General features: G+C 74.9%; 21 protein-coding genes. 7 read left to right on the forward strand and 14 right to left on the reverse strand.

What is annotated here, in order from left to right:
- From ACFVXK_RS29125 to ACFVXK_RS29140, 4 genes are all read right to left on the reverse strand, one after another.
- Positions 1-723 (reverse strand): HAMP domain-containing protein (locus ACFVXK_RS29125; RefSeq protein WP_389617113.1); only part of this gene is annotated, 723 nt, incomplete at its 3' end.
- Complete coding sequence (locus ACFVXK_RS29130; RefSeq protein ID WP_389617115.1) at positions 720-1,442, reverse strand: response regulator transcription factor; 723 nt, start codon at positions 1,440-1,442, stop codon at positions 720-722. The genes ACFVXK_RS29125 and ACFVXK_RS29130, both read right to left, overlap by 4 nt.
- Positions 1,443-1,484: 42 nt before the next feature.
- Positions 1,485-2,855, reverse strand: a complete 1,371-nt coding sequence (locus ACFVXK_RS29135) for an MFS transporter (protein WP_389617117.1) — start codon at positions 2,853-2,855, stop codon at positions 1,485-1,487.
- A 157-nt stretch (positions 2,856-3,012) separates the two neighbouring features.
- Positions 3,013-3,399: a hypothetical protein gene (locus tag ACFVXK_RS29140; RefSeq protein WP_389617119.1), complete on the reverse strand. Its 387-nt coding sequence runs from the start codon at positions 3,397-3,399 to the stop codon at positions 3,013-3,015.
- Positions 3,400-3,593: 194 nt separating this feature from the next.
- Here ACFVXK_RS29140 and ACFVXK_RS29145 point away from each other — a divergent pair, with 194 nt between their 5' ends.
- Both ACFVXK_RS29145 and ACFVXK_RS29150 read left to right on the forward strand, forming a co-directional pair.
- Entirely contained in the window at positions 3,594-4,199 is a 606-nt protein-coding gene (locus ACFVXK_RS29145) for a CAP domain-containing protein (protein ID WP_389617121.1), read from the forward strand.
- A gap of 102 nt (positions 4,200-4,301) precedes the next feature.
- Complete coding sequence (locus ACFVXK_RS29150; protein ID WP_389617124.1) at positions 4,302-4,778, forward strand: hypothetical protein; 477 nt, start codon at positions 4,302-4,304, stop codon at positions 4,776-4,778.
- 2 nt (positions 4,779-4,780) lie between these two features.
- Here ACFVXK_RS29150 and ACFVXK_RS29155 read toward each other — a convergent pair whose 3' ends face one another.
- The 5 genes from ACFVXK_RS29155 to ACFVXK_RS29175 form a co-directional block, all read right to left on the reverse strand.
- Positions 4,781-5,650, reverse strand: coding sequence for a dienelactone hydrolase family protein (locus tag ACFVXK_RS29155; RefSeq protein WP_389617127.1), 870 nt, complete (start codon positions 5,648-5,650; stop codon positions 4,781-4,783).
- Between the two features lie 78 nt (positions 5,651-5,728).
- A complete protein-coding gene (locus ACFVXK_RS29160) occupies positions 5,729-6,355 on the reverse strand; it encodes a hypothetical protein (RefSeq protein WP_389617129.1) in 627 nt (208 codons plus the stop codon).
- 78 nt (positions 6,356-6,433) lie between these two features.
- Positions 6,434-7,852: a hypothetical protein gene (locus ACFVXK_RS29165; RefSeq protein ID WP_389617132.1), complete on the reverse strand. Its 1,419-nt coding sequence runs from the start codon at positions 7,850-7,852 to the stop codon at positions 6,434-6,436.
- A 346-nt stretch (positions 7,853-8,198) separates the two neighbouring features.
- Positions 8,199-8,858 (reverse strand): intradiol ring-cleavage dioxygenase, encoded by a 660-nt coding sequence (locus tag ACFVXK_RS29170; protein ID WP_389617135.1) that lies wholly within the window; start codon positions 8,856-8,858, stop codon positions 8,199-8,201.
- A gap of 136 nt (positions 8,859-8,994) precedes the next feature.
- Entirely contained in the window at positions 8,995-9,684 is a 690-nt protein-coding gene (locus ACFVXK_RS29175) for an MBL fold metallo-hydrolase (protein ID WP_389617138.1), read from the reverse strand.
- Between the two features lie 142 nt (positions 9,685-9,826).
- On the opposite strand from ACFVXK_RS29175, the gene ACFVXK_RS29180 reads away from it, so the two are divergent.
- A complete protein-coding gene (locus ACFVXK_RS29180; protein ID WP_389617167.1) occupies positions 9,827-10,735 on the forward strand; it encodes a GlxA family transcriptional regulator in 909 nt (302 codons plus the stop codon).
- On the opposite strand, the gene ACFVXK_RS29185 is transcribed toward ACFVXK_RS29180, so the two are convergent.
- Both ACFVXK_RS29185 and ACFVXK_RS29190 read right to left on the reverse strand, forming a co-directional pair.
- Positions 10,719-11,189: a nucleoside deaminase gene (locus ACFVXK_RS29185; RefSeq protein WP_389617141.1), complete on the reverse strand. Its 471-nt coding sequence runs from the start codon at positions 11,187-11,189 to the stop codon at positions 10,719-10,721. The genes ACFVXK_RS29180 and ACFVXK_RS29185 overlap by 17 nt on opposite strands.
- Entirely contained in the window at positions 11,186-12,052 is an 867-nt protein-coding gene (locus tag ACFVXK_RS29190) for an LLM class flavin-dependent oxidoreductase (RefSeq protein WP_389617144.1), read from the reverse strand. The genes ACFVXK_RS29185 and ACFVXK_RS29190 overlap by 4 nt, the downstream gene beginning before the upstream one ends.
- Positions 12,053-12,146: 94 nt before the next feature.
- Between ACFVXK_RS29190 and ACFVXK_RS29195 the strand changes: the two genes are divergently transcribed.
- On the forward strand, positions 12,147-12,626 hold the full coding sequence (locus ACFVXK_RS29195; protein WP_389617147.1) for an Lrp/AsnC family transcriptional regulator: 480 nt from the start codon (positions 12,147-12,149) through the stop codon (positions 12,624-12,626).
- Here ACFVXK_RS29195 and ACFVXK_RS29200 read toward each other — a convergent pair.
- Both ACFVXK_RS29200 and thpR read right to left on the reverse strand, forming a co-directional pair.
- On the reverse strand, positions 12,601-12,729 hold the full coding sequence (locus ACFVXK_RS29200; protein WP_389617150.1) for a hypothetical protein: 129 nt from the start codon (positions 12,727-12,729) through the stop codon (positions 12,601-12,603). The genes ACFVXK_RS29195 and ACFVXK_RS29200 overlap by 26 nt on opposite strands.
- Positions 12,729-13,367: an RNA 2',3'-cyclic phosphodiesterase gene (gene thpR, locus ACFVXK_RS29205; RefSeq protein ID WP_389617153.1), complete on the reverse strand. Its 639-nt coding sequence runs from the start codon at positions 13,365-13,367 to the stop codon at positions 12,729-12,731. The genes ACFVXK_RS29200 and thpR overlap by 1 nt, the downstream gene beginning before the upstream one ends.
- Before the next feature lie 90 nt (positions 13,368-13,457).
- On the opposite strand from thpR, the gene ACFVXK_RS29210 reads away from it, so the two are divergent.
- A complete protein-coding gene (locus ACFVXK_RS29210; protein WP_389617156.1) occupies positions 13,458-13,817 on the forward strand; it encodes an NTP pyrophosphohydrolase in 360 nt (119 codons plus the stop codon).
- Positions 13,818-13,874: 57 nt separating this feature from the next.
- Here the strand turns inward: ACFVXK_RS29210 and ACFVXK_RS29215 are convergent, their stop codons facing one another.
- Complete coding sequence (locus ACFVXK_RS29215) at positions 13,875-14,513, reverse strand: TetR/AcrR family transcriptional regulator (protein ID WP_389617158.1); 639 nt, start codon at positions 14,511-14,513, stop codon at positions 13,875-13,877.
- 167 nt (positions 14,514-14,680) lie between these two features.
- Here ACFVXK_RS29215 and ACFVXK_RS29220 point away from each other — a divergent pair, with 167 nt between their 5' ends.
- Together ACFVXK_RS29220 and ACFVXK_RS29225 are read left to right on the forward strand one after the other, a co-directional pair.
- Positions 14,681-16,225 carry an APC family permease gene (locus ACFVXK_RS29220; RefSeq protein ID WP_389617161.1) on the forward strand — a complete coding sequence of 515 codons (1,545 nt, stop codon included), beginning with the start codon at positions 14,681-14,683 and terminating at the stop codon, positions 16,223-16,225.
- Between the two features lie 85 nt (positions 16,226-16,310).
- A partial coding sequence (locus ACFVXK_RS29225; protein WP_389617164.1) for an agmatine/peptidylarginine deiminase occupies positions 16,311-17,444 on the forward strand: 1,134 nt, incomplete at its 3' end.

The following is a 17,444-nucleotide window of genomic DNA, read 5'->3' on the forward strand; positions in this document are numbered from 1 at the left end:
GCCCAGGGAGTCGGCGACGGCCTCCGCCATGCCGTTGAAGTGGAGCCGCAGCCGCCGCAGTTCCGGCGGGCCGGTGCCGGAGACCGCCCGGGACCGCAGGCTCCCGGCCGCCAGCCCCGCCACCGCCCGGTCCAGGTCCAGGAGCGGGCGCAGCAGCCAGCGGGTGATCCCCGCCGCGACCAGGGCCGCGGCGGCGAACGCGGCGACCGCCCCGGCGGCGATCAGGGACCAGCGCAGGGTCACGTCCCGGCGGGCCGCGGCGGTGGGCACGGCCATCAGCACCGCCCCGCTGACCCGCTCGTCCCGCCCCACCGGCTCGGCCAGCACCACGCTGTCCGGGCCCCAGGGGCGGAGCGTCGGCAGCCGGTCGGTGGACCGCCCGGTGAGGGCCCGCCGCCGCGGCTCCGACGCCGCCTCCGGCGGGGTGCGCCCGGCCGGCCCCGCCCCGGCGGCCCGCGCCACCGTCGCCCCCGCCGCGTCGACCACCGTCACCGAGGCCCCGTACAGCTGCGCGTACCGGCCGATCTCGGCGGACAGCTCCGCCCGGTCGGCCGCGCTGCCCGCCCGGTCGGCGAGGTCGGCGAACCGGACGGCCTCCGAACGCCGCTGGAGCAGCAGGTGTTCGGTCCGCCCGCGCGCGTAGGCATCGGCCAGGGGCACGCAGAGCAGCAGCGCGGCCACCCCCATCAACACCATCAGCACCACGAGCAGCCTGCGCCTCACCGGTCCGCGTCCCGCTCCCCGCGCACGGCCGGATCCGCGCCGAGCCGGTAGCCGAACCCGCGCACCGTGCGCACCAGGCCCGGACGGCCCGTCTTGGCGCGGATCCCCGCCACGTGCACGTCGAGGGAGCGGGAGGCGGCGAGGAAGGCGTCGCCCCAGATCCGGTCCAGGATCTCCTCCCGGGAGTGCGCCTCGTCCGGGCGGGCGGCCAGCAGTGCCAGCACGTCGAACTCCCGCCGGGTCAGCCGGACTTCGCTCCCGGCCACGGTGACGGTCCGGCCGGCCGGGTCGACCTCCACGTCCCCGGTGCGCACGCTCCGGCCGCCGCCGGCGCCGCCCGGACCGCCGCCCGGCGGCTCCCCCTGGGCCCGTGTCCGGCGGCGCACGGTGTCGATGCGGGCGATCAGCTCGGCCATCCGGAAGGGCTTGACCACGTAGTCGTCGGCGCCCGCCCGCAGCCCCTGCACCACGTCCCGCTCCTCGCAGCGCGCGGTCACCACGATCAGCGGCGCGTCACAGACGGTCCGCAGCCGCCGCAGCAGTTCCAGCCCGTCGAGGTCGGGCAGGCCGAGGTCGAGCAGGACGAACCCGGCCTCGTGGACGTACCGCAGGGCGTCCAGCGCCCGGCTGACCCGGCGCACGGTGTGCCCCCGCAGGGCGAGGGCGGTGCCCAGGGCCCGGGCCATGCGGTCGTCGTCCTCGACCAGCAGCGCGTGCACCGCCACCTCCCCGCGTCCCGGACCCCCGAACCGGCCGGCAGCCTACCGCGCCGCCCCCGCACCGGCCGGCGCCGCCCCGGCCCCGGCCGGCTTCTCCTCCTCGGCGCGGCTGAGCGCCGCGCCACGGGTGTCCGGCATCAGCACGTACGTCACGAGCGAGACGAGGGCGCAACCGGACACGTACCAGAAGAACATCTTCTCGTGACCGCCGTTCTTGAACCACAGCGCCACGTACTCGGCGGTGCCGCCGAACAGCGCGTTGGCGATCGCGTACGGCAGCGCCACGCCCAGCGCCCGCACCCGGGTGGGGAACAGCTCGGCCTTGACCGCCGCGTTGATGGAGGTGTAGCCGGTGACGATCACCAGGGCCAGCAGCGACAGACCGAGCGCGGACCAGTACGAGGACGCCGAACCGAGCGCCGTCATGATCGGGTAGGTGCCGACCGTGCAGCCCACCGCGAAGGTGATCAGCAGGGGCCGGCGGCCGATCCGGTCGGAGAGCATCCCGGCGAAGGGCTGGAGCACCGCGAAGAGGGCGAGGGCGGTGAAACTCACCAGCGTGGCCGTGTTCTTGGCCATGCCCGCGCTGCCGACCAGGTACTTGGTGAGGTAGGTGGTGTACGTGTAATAGGCGACGGTGCCGCCGAGGGTGAGCGCCATCACCAGCCCGGCCTGCCGCCGGTGTTCCCACAGGGCCTTGAGGGAGCCGCGCGCACTGTCGTCGTGCGCGCCGCCGTCCTGCGTGAACGCCTCGGTCTCCTGCAGCCGGCGCCGCAGCCAGAACACCACGACCGCGAACACCGCCCCGACGACGAACGGGATCCGCCAGCCCCAGCTGCCCAGCTGCTCCTTGGTCAGGGTGTGCTGCATCGTGATCAGGATCCCCAGGCCGAGGAGCTGGCCGCACGTCATGGACACGTACTGGAACGAGGACCCCAGCCCGCGCCGGTTCCGCGCCGAGGCCTCCGTCAGGTAGGTGGCGCTGGCCGCGTACTCCCCGCCGATGCTCAGACCCTGGAGCAGCCGGGCCAGCAGCAGCACGACGGCACCGAAGTAGCCGGCCTGGCCGTAGGTCGGGGCGACGGCGATCAGCAGGGCGGCCACCGACATCATGGTGACGGTCAGCGTGAGAGCGCTCTTGCGCCCGTGCCGGTCGGCGGCCCGCCCCAGGATCCATCCGCCGACGGGACGCATCAGGAAACCGACCGCGAAGATGCCGGCCGTGTTCATCAGCTGCGTGGTCGGGTTGTCGCCGGGGAAGAAGGAGTCGGCGAAGTAGATGGCGAAGCTGGCGTAGACGAACCAGTCGTACCACTCCACCAGGTTCCCCAGGGACCCGCCGACGAGCGCGAGGCGGCGCCTGCGGCGCTCCTCCGCGGGCGGCGGACCGAGCGTGACGGCGGACGGGGACATGGCGGCTCCAGAGGGGAAGTCCCTGATGGGGAGGGGTGGAACCCCGGATGCGGGGGAGTGCCCAGACTGGATCCGCCACCGCACCCGGACAAGGCCCGTCACCCAGATCTAACGTTCCGCTAAGAAAACCGCGCATCCCCGGGCGCGGGCGCCCCGGTCAGCGGCCGGGGCCGCCGAGGCGGACGATCTCCGCGTCCACGGCCGCGAGTTCGTCCTCGCGGTCCATCAGCTCCAGCTGCTCCCGGTAGCGCACCAGCGCCGTGGCCAGCAGGCGCTCCCGCCCGTGCTCCAGCGCGTGCATCCGGCGGGCGGCCGCCACCGCCTCGGCCCGCAGGGCCAGGGCCGTGAGGGGCCGGTCGGCGAAGTCGCTGCGGCTGTAGTCGTACAACGCCTCGGCCAGCCGGGGGAGATAGGCCTGCGGGCTCACGTCCACCAGCACCCGGTAGGCGGCGACCTGCTGCCGCGGGGGGAGGGTTCCGGATCCGAGGAGGGCCACCCGGGCCCGCAGGACGGCGTCGTGATTGATGTGCGGCGTGGGATTCATGAGGGAGATTCTGAAAGCCGCACACACCCCCGAACAAGGGCAAAGGGCTGTGCTTTGAGTCCTACGAAAACCGCCTCTGACCTGTCATGATGGATACGTCTTCACCCCTGTGGCCCGGCAGGCCCGCCCCGGCGGGACAGCCGCGTGGCGATCAGCGGGGCCCGGTGGCAGGCTGGGACGGGAGGTGGGACCCCGTGAGAAGAAGACCCGCTTCACCGGCCCGGATCGCCCTGAGTCTGGCGACCGCCGGATGCCTCGCCCTCACCCTCGTACCGGCGACGGCCGCGCCCGCTTCGGCCGCGTACTGCGATCCCGCCGCGTCCGCCCGTTCCCCGGGCGGCGGCGCCGACGCGGCGCGGCTCGCCGTCGCGTGCCTCGTCAACGCCGAGCGCACGCAGCGCGGGCTCCAGCCCTTGACGAGCAACCCGTCCCTGACGGCGGCGGCCCAGCAGCACACCGCCGCGGCCGTGCAGCTGAAGTGGTGGGGGCCGGGGCAGGACGCGCACACCGACCCGCAGACCGGCTCCACCCCGCAGAGCCGGATCAAGGCGGCCGGCTACTGCCCGAACCCCCGGTCCTGGGCGGTCGCCGAGATCGCGTACACCGGCTGGGGCGCGTCGGGCACCCCGAAGGCCGCCGTCACGTGGTGGATGAACAGCCCGGGCCACCGCAAGATCATCCTGGACGGCTCGCTGAGCGAGTACGGCAGCTGGGCCCAGGCGGGATCGGCCGACCGGGCCGGAGCCGGGGCGAGCGGGGCCGGCACGTACGTGGTGACCTTCGGGCGCTGCCGGCAGTGACGCCGGCGGCGTGGAGCGACCAGCCCGCGCCCAGCGGGTGCGCGGGCCGCCCGGATGGGCAAAGCTGGACGTGTGCCGGAGCCGACAGGCGAGGAGGGGCTCGTGGACGCATCAGGAGCCGGGCGGCGCGCCCGCCCGGCCCGGCCGAGGGGACGCAGGGCCGGGCTGCTGTGCGCGGCGGCCGCCCTGGCGGCGGTGTCCGCACCCGCGGCGGCGCAGGCCCCCGCACCGGCGGACCCGTATCCGGTGGTGGTCGTGGACTGCTTCTCCGCTGCCCAGGTGCAGCCCGAGGAGTACATCCTGGCCTGCGGTGACGGCAACAACCGCCTCGTCGGGCTGCGCTGGGAGACCTGGGGCGCGAGCACGGCGACGGCGACCGGCACCGACATGGTGAACGACTGCCGCCCGTACTGCGCGGCGGGCCGTTTCCGCCCCTACCCGGTGCAGGTCACCCTGAGTGCGCCCCGGCCCTGGCCCACGCACCCCGGCGTCCAGCGCTTCACCGTGATCCGGCTGCTGTACACGGACACCGCGCCGGAGCCGGTGCGCAAGGACGTCACCTACAAGCTGGTCTACTGACCTCACACGACGGCGCCGGCCGCGTCTCCGTCCCCGGACCCCTTCCCGGACCCCTCCCCGAGGAGCTTCTCGCGGAACAGGTCCAGTACGGTGTCCAGCGCCTGCCGGGTCGGCTGCCCGGGCTCGTCGACGAGGTGCTCCGTGAGGACGGAGTGCGGGGGCAGCGGGCTCTCCGGGTTGGCCGCGTCGTCCTCCAGCTCCACGGCCACGAACGCGTCGCCGAGCGCACGGCGCAGGAACGCGAACCGCTCCCCGGGCACCAGCCGGTCGCTCTTGAACCGCAGCCCCAGCACCTGGAGCCCCTCGCGCTCGCAGCGCCCGCGGACGACGGCCAGGTCCCGCGGGCTGATGTCGATCGAGCCGGCCCGGCCCGGGGTCCACGGCAGCGGGAGGGACGGCTGGGACAGCACGGGGGCGAGCATCCGCTCGTCGGTGGCCATGGCGAGCGCGAAACCGCCGGTCAGACACATGCCGACCGCCCCGACCCCGGGACCGCCGCAGCGCTCGTGCTCGGCGGCGGCGAGCGCGCGCAGCCAGCCCACCACGCGCGAACTGCGCCCCGTGGCCAGCACCGTGAACTCCCGGCTCACGCACACCTGCCCCATGGCCGAACCCAGGGCCCGGGCGGCACCGGTCCAGCCCGCGGTCGACGGGCTGGCGTCCCGCCCGGGCGTCCCGAACAGCACCGGGAGCACGGCCGTACAGCCGACGTCCGCCACGCGTGCGGCGAACTCGAGCACCTTGGGGGTGATCCCGGGGATCTCGGCGATGACGACCACCGCCGGACCGGTACCCCGCCGCAGCACCCTGCGGGTGACGCCGTCATGGGTGAACGTGCTCTTGGCGAACCCGGCCAGGTCGTGGTCGGCCACGGCCTCCCCTTCCGTCGAACCTCAGGACGGCCCTCAAGTTACCGGCACGTAGCCCCCGTTGGTCAAGCGACGGGCGGGTCAGCCGTCGAACCAGACGACGAGTCTGACGTTCCCCTCGCCGTGCACGGAGGCGAGGGCCTCCATCACGGCCCACACCGGCGCCCACTCCCCGCCCTCCGGGACGGCCTCACGCCGGGTCAGCCGCCCGACCCGGTAGAGACGGTCCTCGCCGTCGCTCCACTCCGTTCCCTCGGGCCAGTCGTGCTCCCGGTACGGGAAGGCCCCGCCCGGCTCGCCGCCGGTGGCCGCCGCGATCGCGTCGGCCACCCGCCGGCTCCAGCCGGCTTTGCCGGTCATCACCCACACGTCGCCGACCCGGCGGTACTCGTGGATGCGGGAGTCCACCCCCGCCGCGGGCTCCGACCAGTCGACCCGGCGGAGCTCCGCCCAGTCGACCCACGTGGCACCGTGCGCGTCGCGCCCCCAGTCCGCGAACGCCGCGCATACGGCGGGGGAGGCGTCCGGCGGCAGTCCCCGGTCCGCCGCCAGGGGCCGGAACCGGGCGTGGTTGCGTATGCCGAAGAGGCAGCCGAACGCGTCGTAGTTCCGGCCCCGGTACAGCAGTTCCAGGTCGACGGCGGCCGACCAGGGCTCGTCGCCCAGGTCGTCCGCGCATTCGAGGAACCCGTGGATGTCACTTCCCATGAGCGGTGATTCTGCGGGCTGCCCGGCACGGGGTCCAAGGGGTTTCGGCGTGAGGTGCCGCCCGTGGGGCGGCCGGTGTCAGTGGCCGGTGCCGCCGCTGGTGAGGGGCCATTCGCGGTGGAGGGTGCCCAGGGGGATGCGGCGTTCCAGGGCGGGGGTGCCGAACAGGGAGAGCTGGAGGTGGAGTTGGCCGTTGAGGTCGATGCCTCCGTACAGGGCCCACGCGCCGCTCGCCGAGGTCTTGCCGTCCGTGGACGCGGACGCCTTCGCGTCCGCCTCGCCGCGCAGGTAGGGGGCGAAGTCCGCGCCGACGCCGACGGCGCCGTACAGGCCGACGGAGGCCTCGGCGCCCAGGGCGGCCTTGACCCGGCCCGAGGCGGCGACGGTGGCCCGCACCGGGGTGCTGTGGACGGCCGAGGTGCTGACCGGGGTCCAGCCCTTGCCCGTGGCGTAGCTGCCGCCGACGCGGAAGTCGCCCTGGACGTCCTGCTGCACGTCGAGGGTGACCTGGCCGTCGGCCTCCACCTGGATGTACGCCGTCAGGTCGAGGTTGACCACGACGGGGACCGGGCCCACCTGGATGACCGGGGCGCTGTGCAGCTTGGCGAACGGGATGCGCTTCGGCGCGCCGGTGCTCGCCGCCGCGCGGCCCTTGAGGGCCCACTGCGAGGACCAGTCGCCGCTCATGCCGAGGAAGGCCGCGCTCGGGGCGGAGCCGATCTTCGTCCCGGTGTACGAGAACTCCACCTGCGGGGCGAGCTGGACGTAGCCGGACACCGAGGCGCCAGCCGAGGCGGGGGCGTCCTTGGCGGTGTCGACGGCGGCGTTCACGTCGAGCCGGAGGTTGCCCAGGGGCAGCTTGCCGCCCTCGGTGCCGAAGCGGGCGCCGTCGCCCTTGGCCCAGGAGAAGGTGACCCCCTTCATCAGGGGTTCGACGACCATGGCGGACGGGTCGACCTTGACCTTGCCGTCGGCCTTGGCCTCGCCGAGGGCGGCGGACAGCGTGGTCGGGGCGGTCTTCACCTCGGTGCCGCGGTCGGTCTTCCCGACGACCTCGGTGACCTTGGCGAGGAGCCCGTCGGGGGCGCCGGGCGCCGGGGCACTGGCGATGACGTCGCCGACGGCCACCGGCTTGGCGGGGGCCGGGGAGCCGTCGGCGGGGGAGTTCTGGCCGCCCTTGGAAGGCTTGGGGGCCGGGGCCGGGGCCGCGGCCTCGGCTATGACGGCCCGTCGGCTGTCCTTGTCGTAGGAGGCGACCCGCAGCGCGGACTTCTCCGGCCGGCCCTCGCCGGTCGCGGTACGGGCCAGCGGTGTCGGGTCGGCCGAACCCTGGGGCGCGGCGGCCACTTCGAGCTGCTGGGGGCCGCCTGCGGCCGGGGCGCCGGGCGTGGTCCCCGGGCCGGCGGAACCGGTGTGCGCCGGGGAGGCGCAGCCGGCGGTGGTGAGCGCCAGCGTGGTCAGGCCGGGGAGCAGGAGGCGTTGGGCGAACGTGCGCACGTAGGGAGAACCATTCGGTAAATGGGGGGAATTGAATGCGTTACCGAGAAGTAACGTGAGGGTTGATCATGACATGCGCGGACCGGTGCGGTCATCTCGGGTTCCGGCCAACTCGCCTGCGCCACAGTAAGGTTGAAACTTCAAGAGCGGTGGGGTGGGGGCCAGGTGGCCGACAGCGGCGCTCCTGTCGCACCGCAGGCCCCGGCCCGCCGCCGAAAAGGCGTCCCGCCCCCCTCGGCCCGGCCGTCTCCGCCGAGGGCCGGACCGTCCTGCCCGGGCGCGCACGCCCTCGGCGGGCCGGGCTGCCGGCTGCCGGCGGGCGTCTTCGCCCCGGCCCCCGTGCCGTTCAGGCGATGCCGACGGTGTAGGCGGCCCGGTACCCGCCGCCCTCGGCCACCGGCGCCAGCGTCATGGTCCCGCCCGCCGCCCGGAAGCGGTCGTCGTGCGCGTTGGGACTGTGCGGCGCCTTGCGGCGGGCGTACGGCTGGCGGGCGTAGACCGTCCGCAGGAACTCCTCGGGGAGGAAGAACTGCGAGGTCGTCTCGGTGCGCGCGTCGGGCCGCACCTTGAAGTGGATGTGCGGGGCCAGGCCCGCGTACCAGCCGGGCACGATCGTGCGGAACACGCACCGGCCGGCGGCATCGGTCGTCTGGACCCCGCGCAGGAAGCCCTCCCGGCCCTCCGAGTAGACCCCGGCCGCATCCGCCTGCCAGATGTCCACCGCGGCCCCCGCGAGCGGACGGCACCCCGCCGAGGCCCGCACCACCGTCAGCTCCAGCCGCAGCGGCACGCCCGCACGCCCGTCCGTGACGTCCGAACGGGCCCGGCCCGGCCCCGAGTAGTTCGGCCCCGCCCCCGCCGTGACGGCCAGTACGCACCCGGGCGCCGTCCCCGCCGCCGGAGCGGCGGCCGGCCGGGCGCACCCGGCGAGCGCGGCGACGGAGACCGATCCGGCCGCCAGCAGCAGGGTGCGCCGACTGCTGGGGAAGCCGCCGTGGTCGGTCATGGGACCTCTCCCGCCTACGCCCGGGGCCGCCGACCCGGACGGCCGCCCACCGCAGCCCACCGTGCCGCACCCCGCCCCCGCGCCCCGCGACCGACACACGGCCGACCGGGCGTCGCCGGCCGGCCCGCGCCACGGCCTACAGCGGGACGCCGTCGCCCGGCTCGAACGGGGCGCCGTGGCCCGGGACGATCAGGTCCGCCGCGGCCAGCACGCGCAGACGGGCGGCGCGCAGCGCCTCGCGGTCCGGGGCGACCGGGTCGTCCGCCGGGCCCTCGGCGTGCCACCACAGGTCGCCGGCGAAGGCCACCACCCCGGAAGCCGTGCCCGCCAGCAGGGTGATGTCCTCCAGGCTGTGGCCCGGGGTGTGGATCAGGCGCAGCGAGGGGGTGAGTTCGTAGCCCTCGGCGTCGCGGGCCGTCCACTTGTGGCCGAGGTACTCCGCCTTGTGGTCGTGGATCCTGGCCCGGGGGAACAGGCCCGCGTTCAGGCTGTTGTCCGGGTGGTGGTGGCTCAGCACCACATCGGTGATGTCGTCGGCGCCGAGGCCCAGTTCGGCCAGCGGATCCAGGATGTGGCCCGGGCTCGCCACCATGCCCGGGTCGAAGATCACGTGCCGGTCGCCGTCGCCGACGTAGGAGACGGTGGCGGCCACGCCGGGGCCGGTGGAGCCGACGTAACCGGTGTTCAGGACCGCGTAGACGGCGCTGCGGCCGGCCGGCGCGTCGGCCGGTGCGCCGGTCCGCGCGCCGGTCAGCGCGCCGGCCCGTGCGGCGGTCCGCGCGGCGTGGGGGGCTTCGTTCTTCGCTTCGATCAGTGCCTCGGTCATGACCCCATTCTTTTCGCCGGGCCGGGGGCGCCACGAGTGGCATGGACGACACCGATCGCAGGATTCGTGCCACGCCTGGCAGACTGCCTCCGTGCAGCAGCCCTTCCTCACCGTCGCCGCCTACGCCCCGCCCGGCGTCGGCATGCTCGCCGTCGGCATCGTCACCGAGGTGTTCGGACCGAGGGGGCAGGGCATGCCCCCGTTCGACTTCGCCCTCTGCTCCGACCGGCCCGGCGCCGTGCCCACCGATCTCGGGGTGCCCCTCTCCCTCACGCACGGCCTCGACCGGCTCGCGGAGGCGGACCTCGTCATCGCCCTGCCCTGGACCGGATTCCGGACGCCGCCCGCCGAGCCCGTCCTCGAAGCCCTGCGCGCCGCGCACCGGCGCGGCGCACTGGTCGCCGCCCACTGCGTCGGCACCTTCGCCCTCGCCGCCGCCGGACTCCTCGACGGCCGACGGGCCACCACCCACTGGCGGTTCACCGGCCTGCTCGCCGAGCGCCACCCCGAGGTCACCGTCGAACCCGACTCCCTGTACATCGACGAGGGCGCCATCGCCACCGGCGCCGGAGCCGCCGCCGGATTCGACCTCTGCGTGCACCTGATCCGCCGGGAGCACGGCGCCGCCACGGCCAACGCCGTCGCGCGGGACATGGTGCTGCCCTCCCACCGCGACGGCGGCCAGGCCCAGTACCTGGCCGCGCCCGTACCGGAAAACTGCCAGGACGAACGGCTCTCCGAGGTCCTCGCCTGGGCCCGCGCCAACCTCCACGAACCGCTCCCCGTCGAGGAGTTGGCCCGGCGCGCGCTGATGAGCAAGCGCTCCTTCGCCCGCCGGTTCACCGCCGCGACCGGCACCACCCCGCACGCCTGGCTGCGCGGTCTGCGGTTGAGCGGCGCCGAGGAGCTCCTGGAGACCACCGACCTGCCCGTCGAGGAGATCGCCCGGCGCGTCGGCTACGGCAGCGCGGCCGTCCTGCGCGAACAGTTCGTCCGCCGCCGGGGGATCCCGCCCCGCTCCTACCGCAGGTCGTTCACGAACGCGCCGTAGCCCGGGCGCGGTCGCCGGGGGCCGGGCGGTAGTACGGCTCCACGACCGCCCGTACCTCCTGCGCCAGCGCCGGCCCCTCCTGCGGCACGGGCGGGCGGCCGGAAGCGGGCCTGATCTCCAGGAGCTGCTCGCCGGAGAGCGCGAACACCACCCGCCCCAGCCCTGCCAGCCGGATGACCGGTCCGCACATCGAACAGGGCTCGCAACTGGTGTACAGGGTGGTGCGGGCCGCCGTGTCCGCGTCCAGCTCCCGCGCCGCCCACCGGGCCAGCTTCAGCTCGGGGTGCGCGGTGATGTCCCGGCCGGTGAGGGTGGTGTTGCGCTCCTCCGCCAGCACCGTCCCGCCGGGTCCCGCCAGCAGCGACCCGAACGGCGGGTCTCCGGCCTCGCGGGCCTCGGCCGCGAGGGCGACCGCCCGGCGCAGGAGGGCGTGGTCGTCGGGGGTGAGGGTCACGGCTGCTCCGTCACGGGGGAGGGGCGGGGGTCGAGGTGCGCGGCCACGGCGGCCAGCGCCTGCCAGGCCGCCTGCGGGCGGCGCGTTTCGGCGGGGTCGCCGCCGTAGGGGTCGAGGACCACGGACTCGGCGCCCAGGTGCCGCAGTCGGGCCAGGTCGTCCAGCACCTGGTCGAGCGTCCCCTCGCCGGCGAGGCGCTCGGGTCCCGTGATCGGTGTACGGGTGAGCTTCAGGGCGATCCGGGGGGCCAGCGCCGGCACCGGGAGGCCCTCCTCGCCCGCGTACTCCTCCAGCCGCCCCACGGCCTCGGTGAGCCACGGAACGGTGACGCGCAGCGGGTGCCAGGCGTCCCCGAACCGCACGGCCCGGCGCATGCCCGCCGCGCTGTTGCCGCCCACCCACACCGGAACGGCGCCGTGGCCGTAGGAGGCGGTGTCCGTCCAGGCCGCCCGGATCTCCCGCAGGTGCTCGTCGGTGATCCGGCCGCGGCGTTCGAACGGGACCCCCAGCGCGGCGAACTCCTGCCGCGCCCAGCCCACCCCCACCCCGAGGACCAGCCGCCCGCCGCTGAGCGCGTCCAGGTTGGCCGCCATCCGGGCGGTCAGCAGCGGGTGCCGGTACGGGGCGATCAGGACGGTCGTGCCGAGCCGCACCCGGGTGGTGATCCCGGCCAGCCACGACAGGGTGGTGAACGGCTCGTAGAAGGGCGCCGGATAGCGTTCGGCGACATCGGGGGTGATCGCGACGTGGTCCGAGACCATCAACAGGTCGAAACCCAGGCCCTCCACCGTGTGGGCCCATGCGCGCAGGACGCCCGGGTCGGTGCCCGGGCCGAAATTGAGGACGTTGACTCCGATCTTCACGCCGCCGAGCCTAGCCAGCCGGGACCGGCTCCCAGAAGGGATTCCTGCCGGTCCGGGGGCCGTTCGGCCGTGGATCGGCCGGTAATCTGTGCCGATGACCGAGAGTCTCGATCCGACGGACTGGGCGATCCTGGAGGAGGTCCAGCGCGACGGCCGGATCCCCTTCACCGAACTGGCGCGGCGCGTCAGCCTGAGCGCGTCGGCGACCACGGAACGGGTCCGGCGCCTGGAATCCCTCGGGGTGATCACCGGGTACCGGGCGGAGGTGGACCTGGAGCGCACCGGGCACGCCGTTCTCGCCGTGGTCCGGCTGAAGTACCCCGGCACCCGGCACGAACCGCTGCACCGGCTGCTGGCGGAGCGGCCGGAGATCCTGGAGTGCCTGCGCACCACCGGCGACGACTGCTACGTCCTGCGGGTCGCCGCCACCTCGATGGGGCACCTCGAGGAGATCGTCGACGCGCTGGCCGTGTTCGGCAGCACCACGACGAACCTGGTCTTCAGCCGGACCCTGCCGCTGCGCGGCCCGCGCGCGCCCCGGCGGGCGGTCAGCCCTCCTGACGGCCGGAGGTGATGTCCCGGCGGATGCCCTCCAGGACGCGCGCCGCCTCCGGGAGACCGCGCTGCTCGCACCGGGCCGCGCCCGCCGCGAGCCGGGCCGCCGCCTCGGTCGGCATCACGGCGCCCCGTGGATCGCACAACTGTGTCCGCGGCGGCCGCCCGGTCCCTGTCGGTCGCCGCCGTCGAAGGCCCAGGACTCGATGTCGCGGTAGTGGATCGGGCCCGGGCCGCGCCCGGTGTTGCTGCCCACCAGGTGCAGGCGCGCGGTGTGCCAGGGGCGGCCGGCGAAGCCGGTGAGCCCGGCGGCGGCCTCCGGGACGCTGGCGGTGTCGCCGCGGCGGGCGCGGGCCAGCGTCAGGTGGGGGCGCAGCGGCCGGCCCTCGTAGGGGATGCCGCACTCCGTGACGAGGGAGCGGACCTCGTCGGCCAGCAGGTGCAGCCCCGCCAGGTCCCCGTCGATCCCGGTCCACAGCACCCGCTCGTCGAAGTGCCCGCCCCCGCGCAGTCCCAGCCGCAGGGGCCGGCGTATCGCGGCGAGGTCCGCGAGGGGCCCGTGCAGGCGGGGGACGGACGCGGCCGGGAGCTCGCCGAGGAAGGCCAGGGTGATGTGCCAGTCCTCGATCCGGTTCCACCGCATGCGCGGGTACGCCTCGTAGGCGGGCAGCAGCTCCCGCTCCAGCTCCTCCTTCGCGTCGTCGGGCGGGGCGAGGGCGATGAACACGCGGACGGTCGCGCTGTGGGTCTGATGGTTCACAGGGGACTTCGTACCGTGCCGGGGGCCGTCGGTACCAGTCGGCGGCGGGACCGCCGGTCCCGGGACGGGGGCGTGGCAGAATCACCGACCGTGAGCGAGCAAGAGGTGCCGGTGCTGATCGTCGACGCCGCGAACGTCGTCGGGTCCGTGCCCGACGGGTGGTGGCGCGACCGGAAGGCGGCCGCCGAGCGGCTGCGGGACCGGCTCGCGGCGCGGGACGCCGGTGAGGAGGTCATCCTCGTCGTCGAGGGAGCCGCCCGGGGGGTCGGGTCCGTGCCCGGTGTGCGCGTCGAGTCCGCGCCCGGCAGCGGGGACGACCTCATCGTGGAACTCGCCGCGGCCCACGCCGACCGGCCCTGCACGGTGGTCACCGCGGACCGCGCGCTGCGCGAGCGGGTCGCCGCGTACGGCGTCACCTGCGCGGGCCCCCGCACGGTCCGGCCCGCCTGAGCCCGGCGGATCCGTCCGGCCCGTCCCGCGCCCGGCTCCGTCCCGCGCCCCGCCCCGTCAGCCCGCGTCCGGCAGTCGTGCGGCCAGGCCGTCCAGGACGAGGCGCAGGCCCAGTTCGAAGCCGCGGTCGTCCAGGCCGTCCAGGCCGCCGGGGCCGGAGCCGCTCGCTTCGAGGGAGTCGGCGAGGGCGGGGTATCCGGGGCGGTAGTCGGCCGGGGCGCGGGTGAAGCCCGCCGTGAAGGTCTCCAGGGCGGAGCCGAGGACCAGGTAGTCCAGGGCCGCCGCGGCCTCGGCCGCCTCCGCCGCGGTGCAGCCCGCCCGGACCAGGGTCCGCAGGAGCGCGTCGTAGCCGGTCAGGGCGCTGTCGGCCTCGACCCGGCGGCGGGCGGCCAGGGCGATCATGTGCGGATGCCGCAGGTACACCCGGCGGTAGCCACGGGCGTACTCGGCGGTTCCCCGGCGCCAGTCGGGATCCTGGAGCGGGCCGAGGTCGATCTCCTCGTTGAGCAGCTCCGAGGCCGCGTCGAGCAGGTCCTCCTTCGACGCGACATGGTGGTAGAGCGAAGCCCCCCGCACCCCGAGCCGGCCGGCCAGCGACCGCATCTTGAGGGCGTCCGGGCCCTCCTCGTTGAGCAGTTCCAGTGCGGCGCGCGCGATGATCGCGCGGCTCAGCAGCGGCTGGCTCGGTCGGCCCACGGCGGCACTCCCCCTCTTCCGGCGCCAGGTTACCCGTCGGCAGGTCTTCCCAAGAGGCCGAGGGCGGGTTAACGTCCCGGCAACCCCGTTACCTAACAAGGTTAGATTTAAGTTCGGGGAGCGCGCCGGGGTTCCCGGGCGGCTCCCCCTGCCCTCCGAGGTGTCACGTGCCAGAACCCTCCACCGGCGGCAGACCCGCCACCGCCACCCCGCAGGACGGCGACGCCGCCCGGCTGAGCGCCCTCGGCTACGAGCAGGAGCTGCGCCGCAGTCTCGGCGTCCTGGGGAACATCGCCATGGGCTTCGCCGTGGTCTCGCCCGTGGTCGCCCTCTACGCCGTCTCGATGGTCGGCACGACCATCGCCGGACCGGCCTGGGTGTGGGCGCTGCCGGTCGTCCTGCTCGGCCAGTGCCTGGTGGTCAACGTCTACTCCGAGCTGGCCTCCCAGTGGCCGCTCGCCGGCGGCCCCTACCAGTGGGGGCGCCGGCTGCTCGGGCCCTCGTTCGGCTGGATGAGCGGCTGGGTGTGGCAGTTCGCCGTCATGTTCGGCAACACCACCGTCGCCTACCTGGCCGCCCCCTGGGTCTTCGCCCTCGCCGGGGTCACGCCCACGCCCGCGGCGATGGTCGCGGTGTCCGCCGCCATCCTGCTGGGCTGCATGCTGGTCAACGCCTTCGGCATCAGGATCCTCAGCCTCTTCGTCTCCCTGGGCATCGCCGCCGAAGCCGTGGCCTCGGTGCTGGTCGGCTTCAGCCTGCTGCTGTTCTTCCGCAAGCACGGCTTCTCCCTCTTCACCGAGACCCTCGGCGCCGAGCAGCTGTCGGGCGGCTCCACGGTCGCGGCCTTCCTCGCCGTCCTCGCCGTCGCGGGCTGGGGCTTCATCGGCTTCGACGCCTGCGTCTCGACGGCCGAGGAGACCAAGGACGCCGGGCGGCAGGTGCCGCGCGCCATGTGGTGGGCCCTGCTGAGCGTCGGCACCGTGGTGATCCTCAACGCCATGGCGGTGGCCCTGGCCCACCCCGACCCGGCGGCCGTCGTGGCCGGCCGGGACCTCGACCCGGTGACCACCGCCGTGGTCACCTCCTTCGGCTCCTGGTCCGACAAGCCCTTCGTCCTCGTCGTGCTCGTCGGCTTCCTCGCCTGCGCCATGGCCTCCCAGGGCGGTGCGGCCCGGGGCGTCTACTCCCTCGCCCGTGACGGCGTCTTCCCCTTCTCCGAGCGGGTCCGCCGGGTCAACCGGCGAAAGGCGCCCATCGGCGGACTCGTGGCCTCCACCGCCGTCAGCTGCTCCGCCCTGCTCCTGGGCCTGAACGCCACCGCCATCGGCAGCCTGATCGCCTTCGGCACGGCCGCCACCTTCCTGCCGTTCTTCCTGGTCTCGCTGGCCGCGCTCATCGCCCGGCTGCGCGGCACCTGGGTGCCGTCCGGGCACATCCGGCTGGGCCGCAAGGGCACCTTCCTGAACGTGCTCGCGGTGCTCTGGACGGCCTTCGAGGTGGCCAACGTCTGCTGGCCGCGGGCCGTCCTGGCCCCGCCCGGCGCCCCCTGGTACCAGATCTGGGCCGGACTGCTGGGCACCGGCGTGGTCCTCACGGCCGGCCTGCTCTACCTGCTGGTCCGGCGCCCCCAGGAGAAGCTCCGCGCCCTGGAGCCGCAGGCGGCGCCCGCCGGCGCGGACCGCTCCGCCGAACCGGCGGCCGGGCCCTCCTGACCACCCCTCCGGGGGCCGCGCGCCCGCCGCGCCGGCCCCCGGACCGCACACCGCACCACCCCGCCCACCCTCCCGGAGGTATGTCATGAACCTGCCATACTCGCGCTCGCCGATGTCCCGCAGGGGCTTCGGAGCCGCCGCGCTCACCGCCACCGCCGCCACCCTGCTCGGCGGCCGCGCCCTGGCCGCCGCCGACCCGGCCACCGCCCCGGCGGAGAAGTACACGGCGCCCGCCGAGTGGGAGGACCACTCCTGTTGCGTCATGTCCTGGCCCTGGGACCGCACCGACGGCTGGGGCTCCCTGCTGCCCGACGTCCAGGCCGAGATCGCCGGCATCGCACGCGCCGTCGCCCGCACCGAGCCGGTCCTGATGTTCGCCGGGCCCGGACGCACCGACGAGGCCCGCGACCGGTGCGGACCCACCGTCACCGTCGTCGAATACCCCGTCAACGACTGCTGGACCCGCGACACCGGCCCGATCTTCGCCCTCAACGCGGCCAGGTCCCGCCGCATCGGACTCGACTTCGCCTTCAACGGCTGGGGCGGCAAGTACCCCTACGACAAGGACGACCTCCTGCCGGTCGGCGTCTGCGCACAACTCGGCGTGGAGCGCCGCGACGTCCCCATGGTCCTGGAGGGCGGCTCCGTCATCACCGACGGCCAGGGCACCCTCGTCACCACGGAGGAATGCCTGCTCAACCCCAACCGCAACCCCACGATGGCCCGGGCGCAGATCGAAGCCACCCTGCTCGCCGCCTACGGGGCCACCAAGCTGATCTGGCTCCCCTACGGACTCGCCGGCGACACCATCACCAACGGGCACGTCGACCTCGTCGCCGCCTACCTCGGCCCCGCCCGGATCCTGCTGCACACCCAGCCCGACACCGCCAGCCCCAACCACGCCCGGATGGCCGCCAACAAGGCCGTCCTGCAAGCCGCCACCGACGCCTGCGGACGCCCCTTCGACCTCGTGGAGATGGAACAGCAGCCGCACTTCCGCCAGAACGGCCTGCTGGTGGAGACCTTCAGCTACACCAACTACTACCAGACCGCCGGCCAGGTGATCGTCCCCCTGTCCGGGGAGGCGGCCGCCGACACCGCGGCCCTCGACCGGCTCCGCCCCCTCTTCCCCGGCCGGGAGGTCGTCGGCACCCCGGCCCGGATCCTCGCCTGGGGCGGCGGCGGGGTCCACTGCGTCACCCAGCACGTGCCGCGCACC

This window comes from Streptomyces sp. NPDC058157, assembly GCF_042884105.1.
In the GTDB taxonomy this organism is placed as follows: Bacteria; Actinomycetota; Actinomycetes; order Streptomycetales; family Streptomycetaceae; genus Streptomyces.

Bases quoted from the DNA above. Each gene is read 5' to 3' on its own strand.
- ACFVXK_RS29135 (WP_389617117.1), bottom strand. From the start codon at position 2,855: ATGTCCCCGTCCGCCGTCACGCTCGGTCCGCCGCCCGCGGAGGAGCGC.
- ACFVXK_RS29140 (WP_389617119.1), bottom strand. From the start codon at position 3,399: ATGAATCCCACGCCGCACATCAATCACGACGCCGTCCTGCGGGCCCGG.
- ACFVXK_RS29160 (WP_389617129.1), bottom strand. From the start codon at position 6,355: ATGGGAAGTGACATCCACGGGTTCCTCGAATGCGCGGACGACCTGGGC.
- ACFVXK_RS29170 (WP_389617135.1), bottom strand. From the start codon at position 8,858: ATGACCGACCACGGCGGCTTCCCCAGCAGTCGGCGCACCCTGCTGCTG.
- ACFVXK_RS29175 (WP_389617138.1), bottom strand. From the start codon at position 9,684: ATGACCGAGGCACTGATCGAAGCGAAGAACGAAGCCCCCCACGCCGCG.
- ACFVXK_RS29180 (WP_389617167.1), top strand. From the start codon at position 9,827: ATGCTCGCCGTCGGCATCGTCACCGAGGTGTTCGGACCGAGGGGGCAG.
- ACFVXK_RS29195 (WP_389617147.1), top strand. From the start codon at position 12,147: ATGACCGAGAGTCTCGATCCGACGGACTGGGCGATCCTGGAGGAGGTC.
- ACFVXK_RS29200 (WP_389617150.1), bottom strand. From the start codon at position 12,729: ATGCCGACCGAGGCGGCGGCCCGGCTCGCGGCGGGCGCGGCCCGGTGC.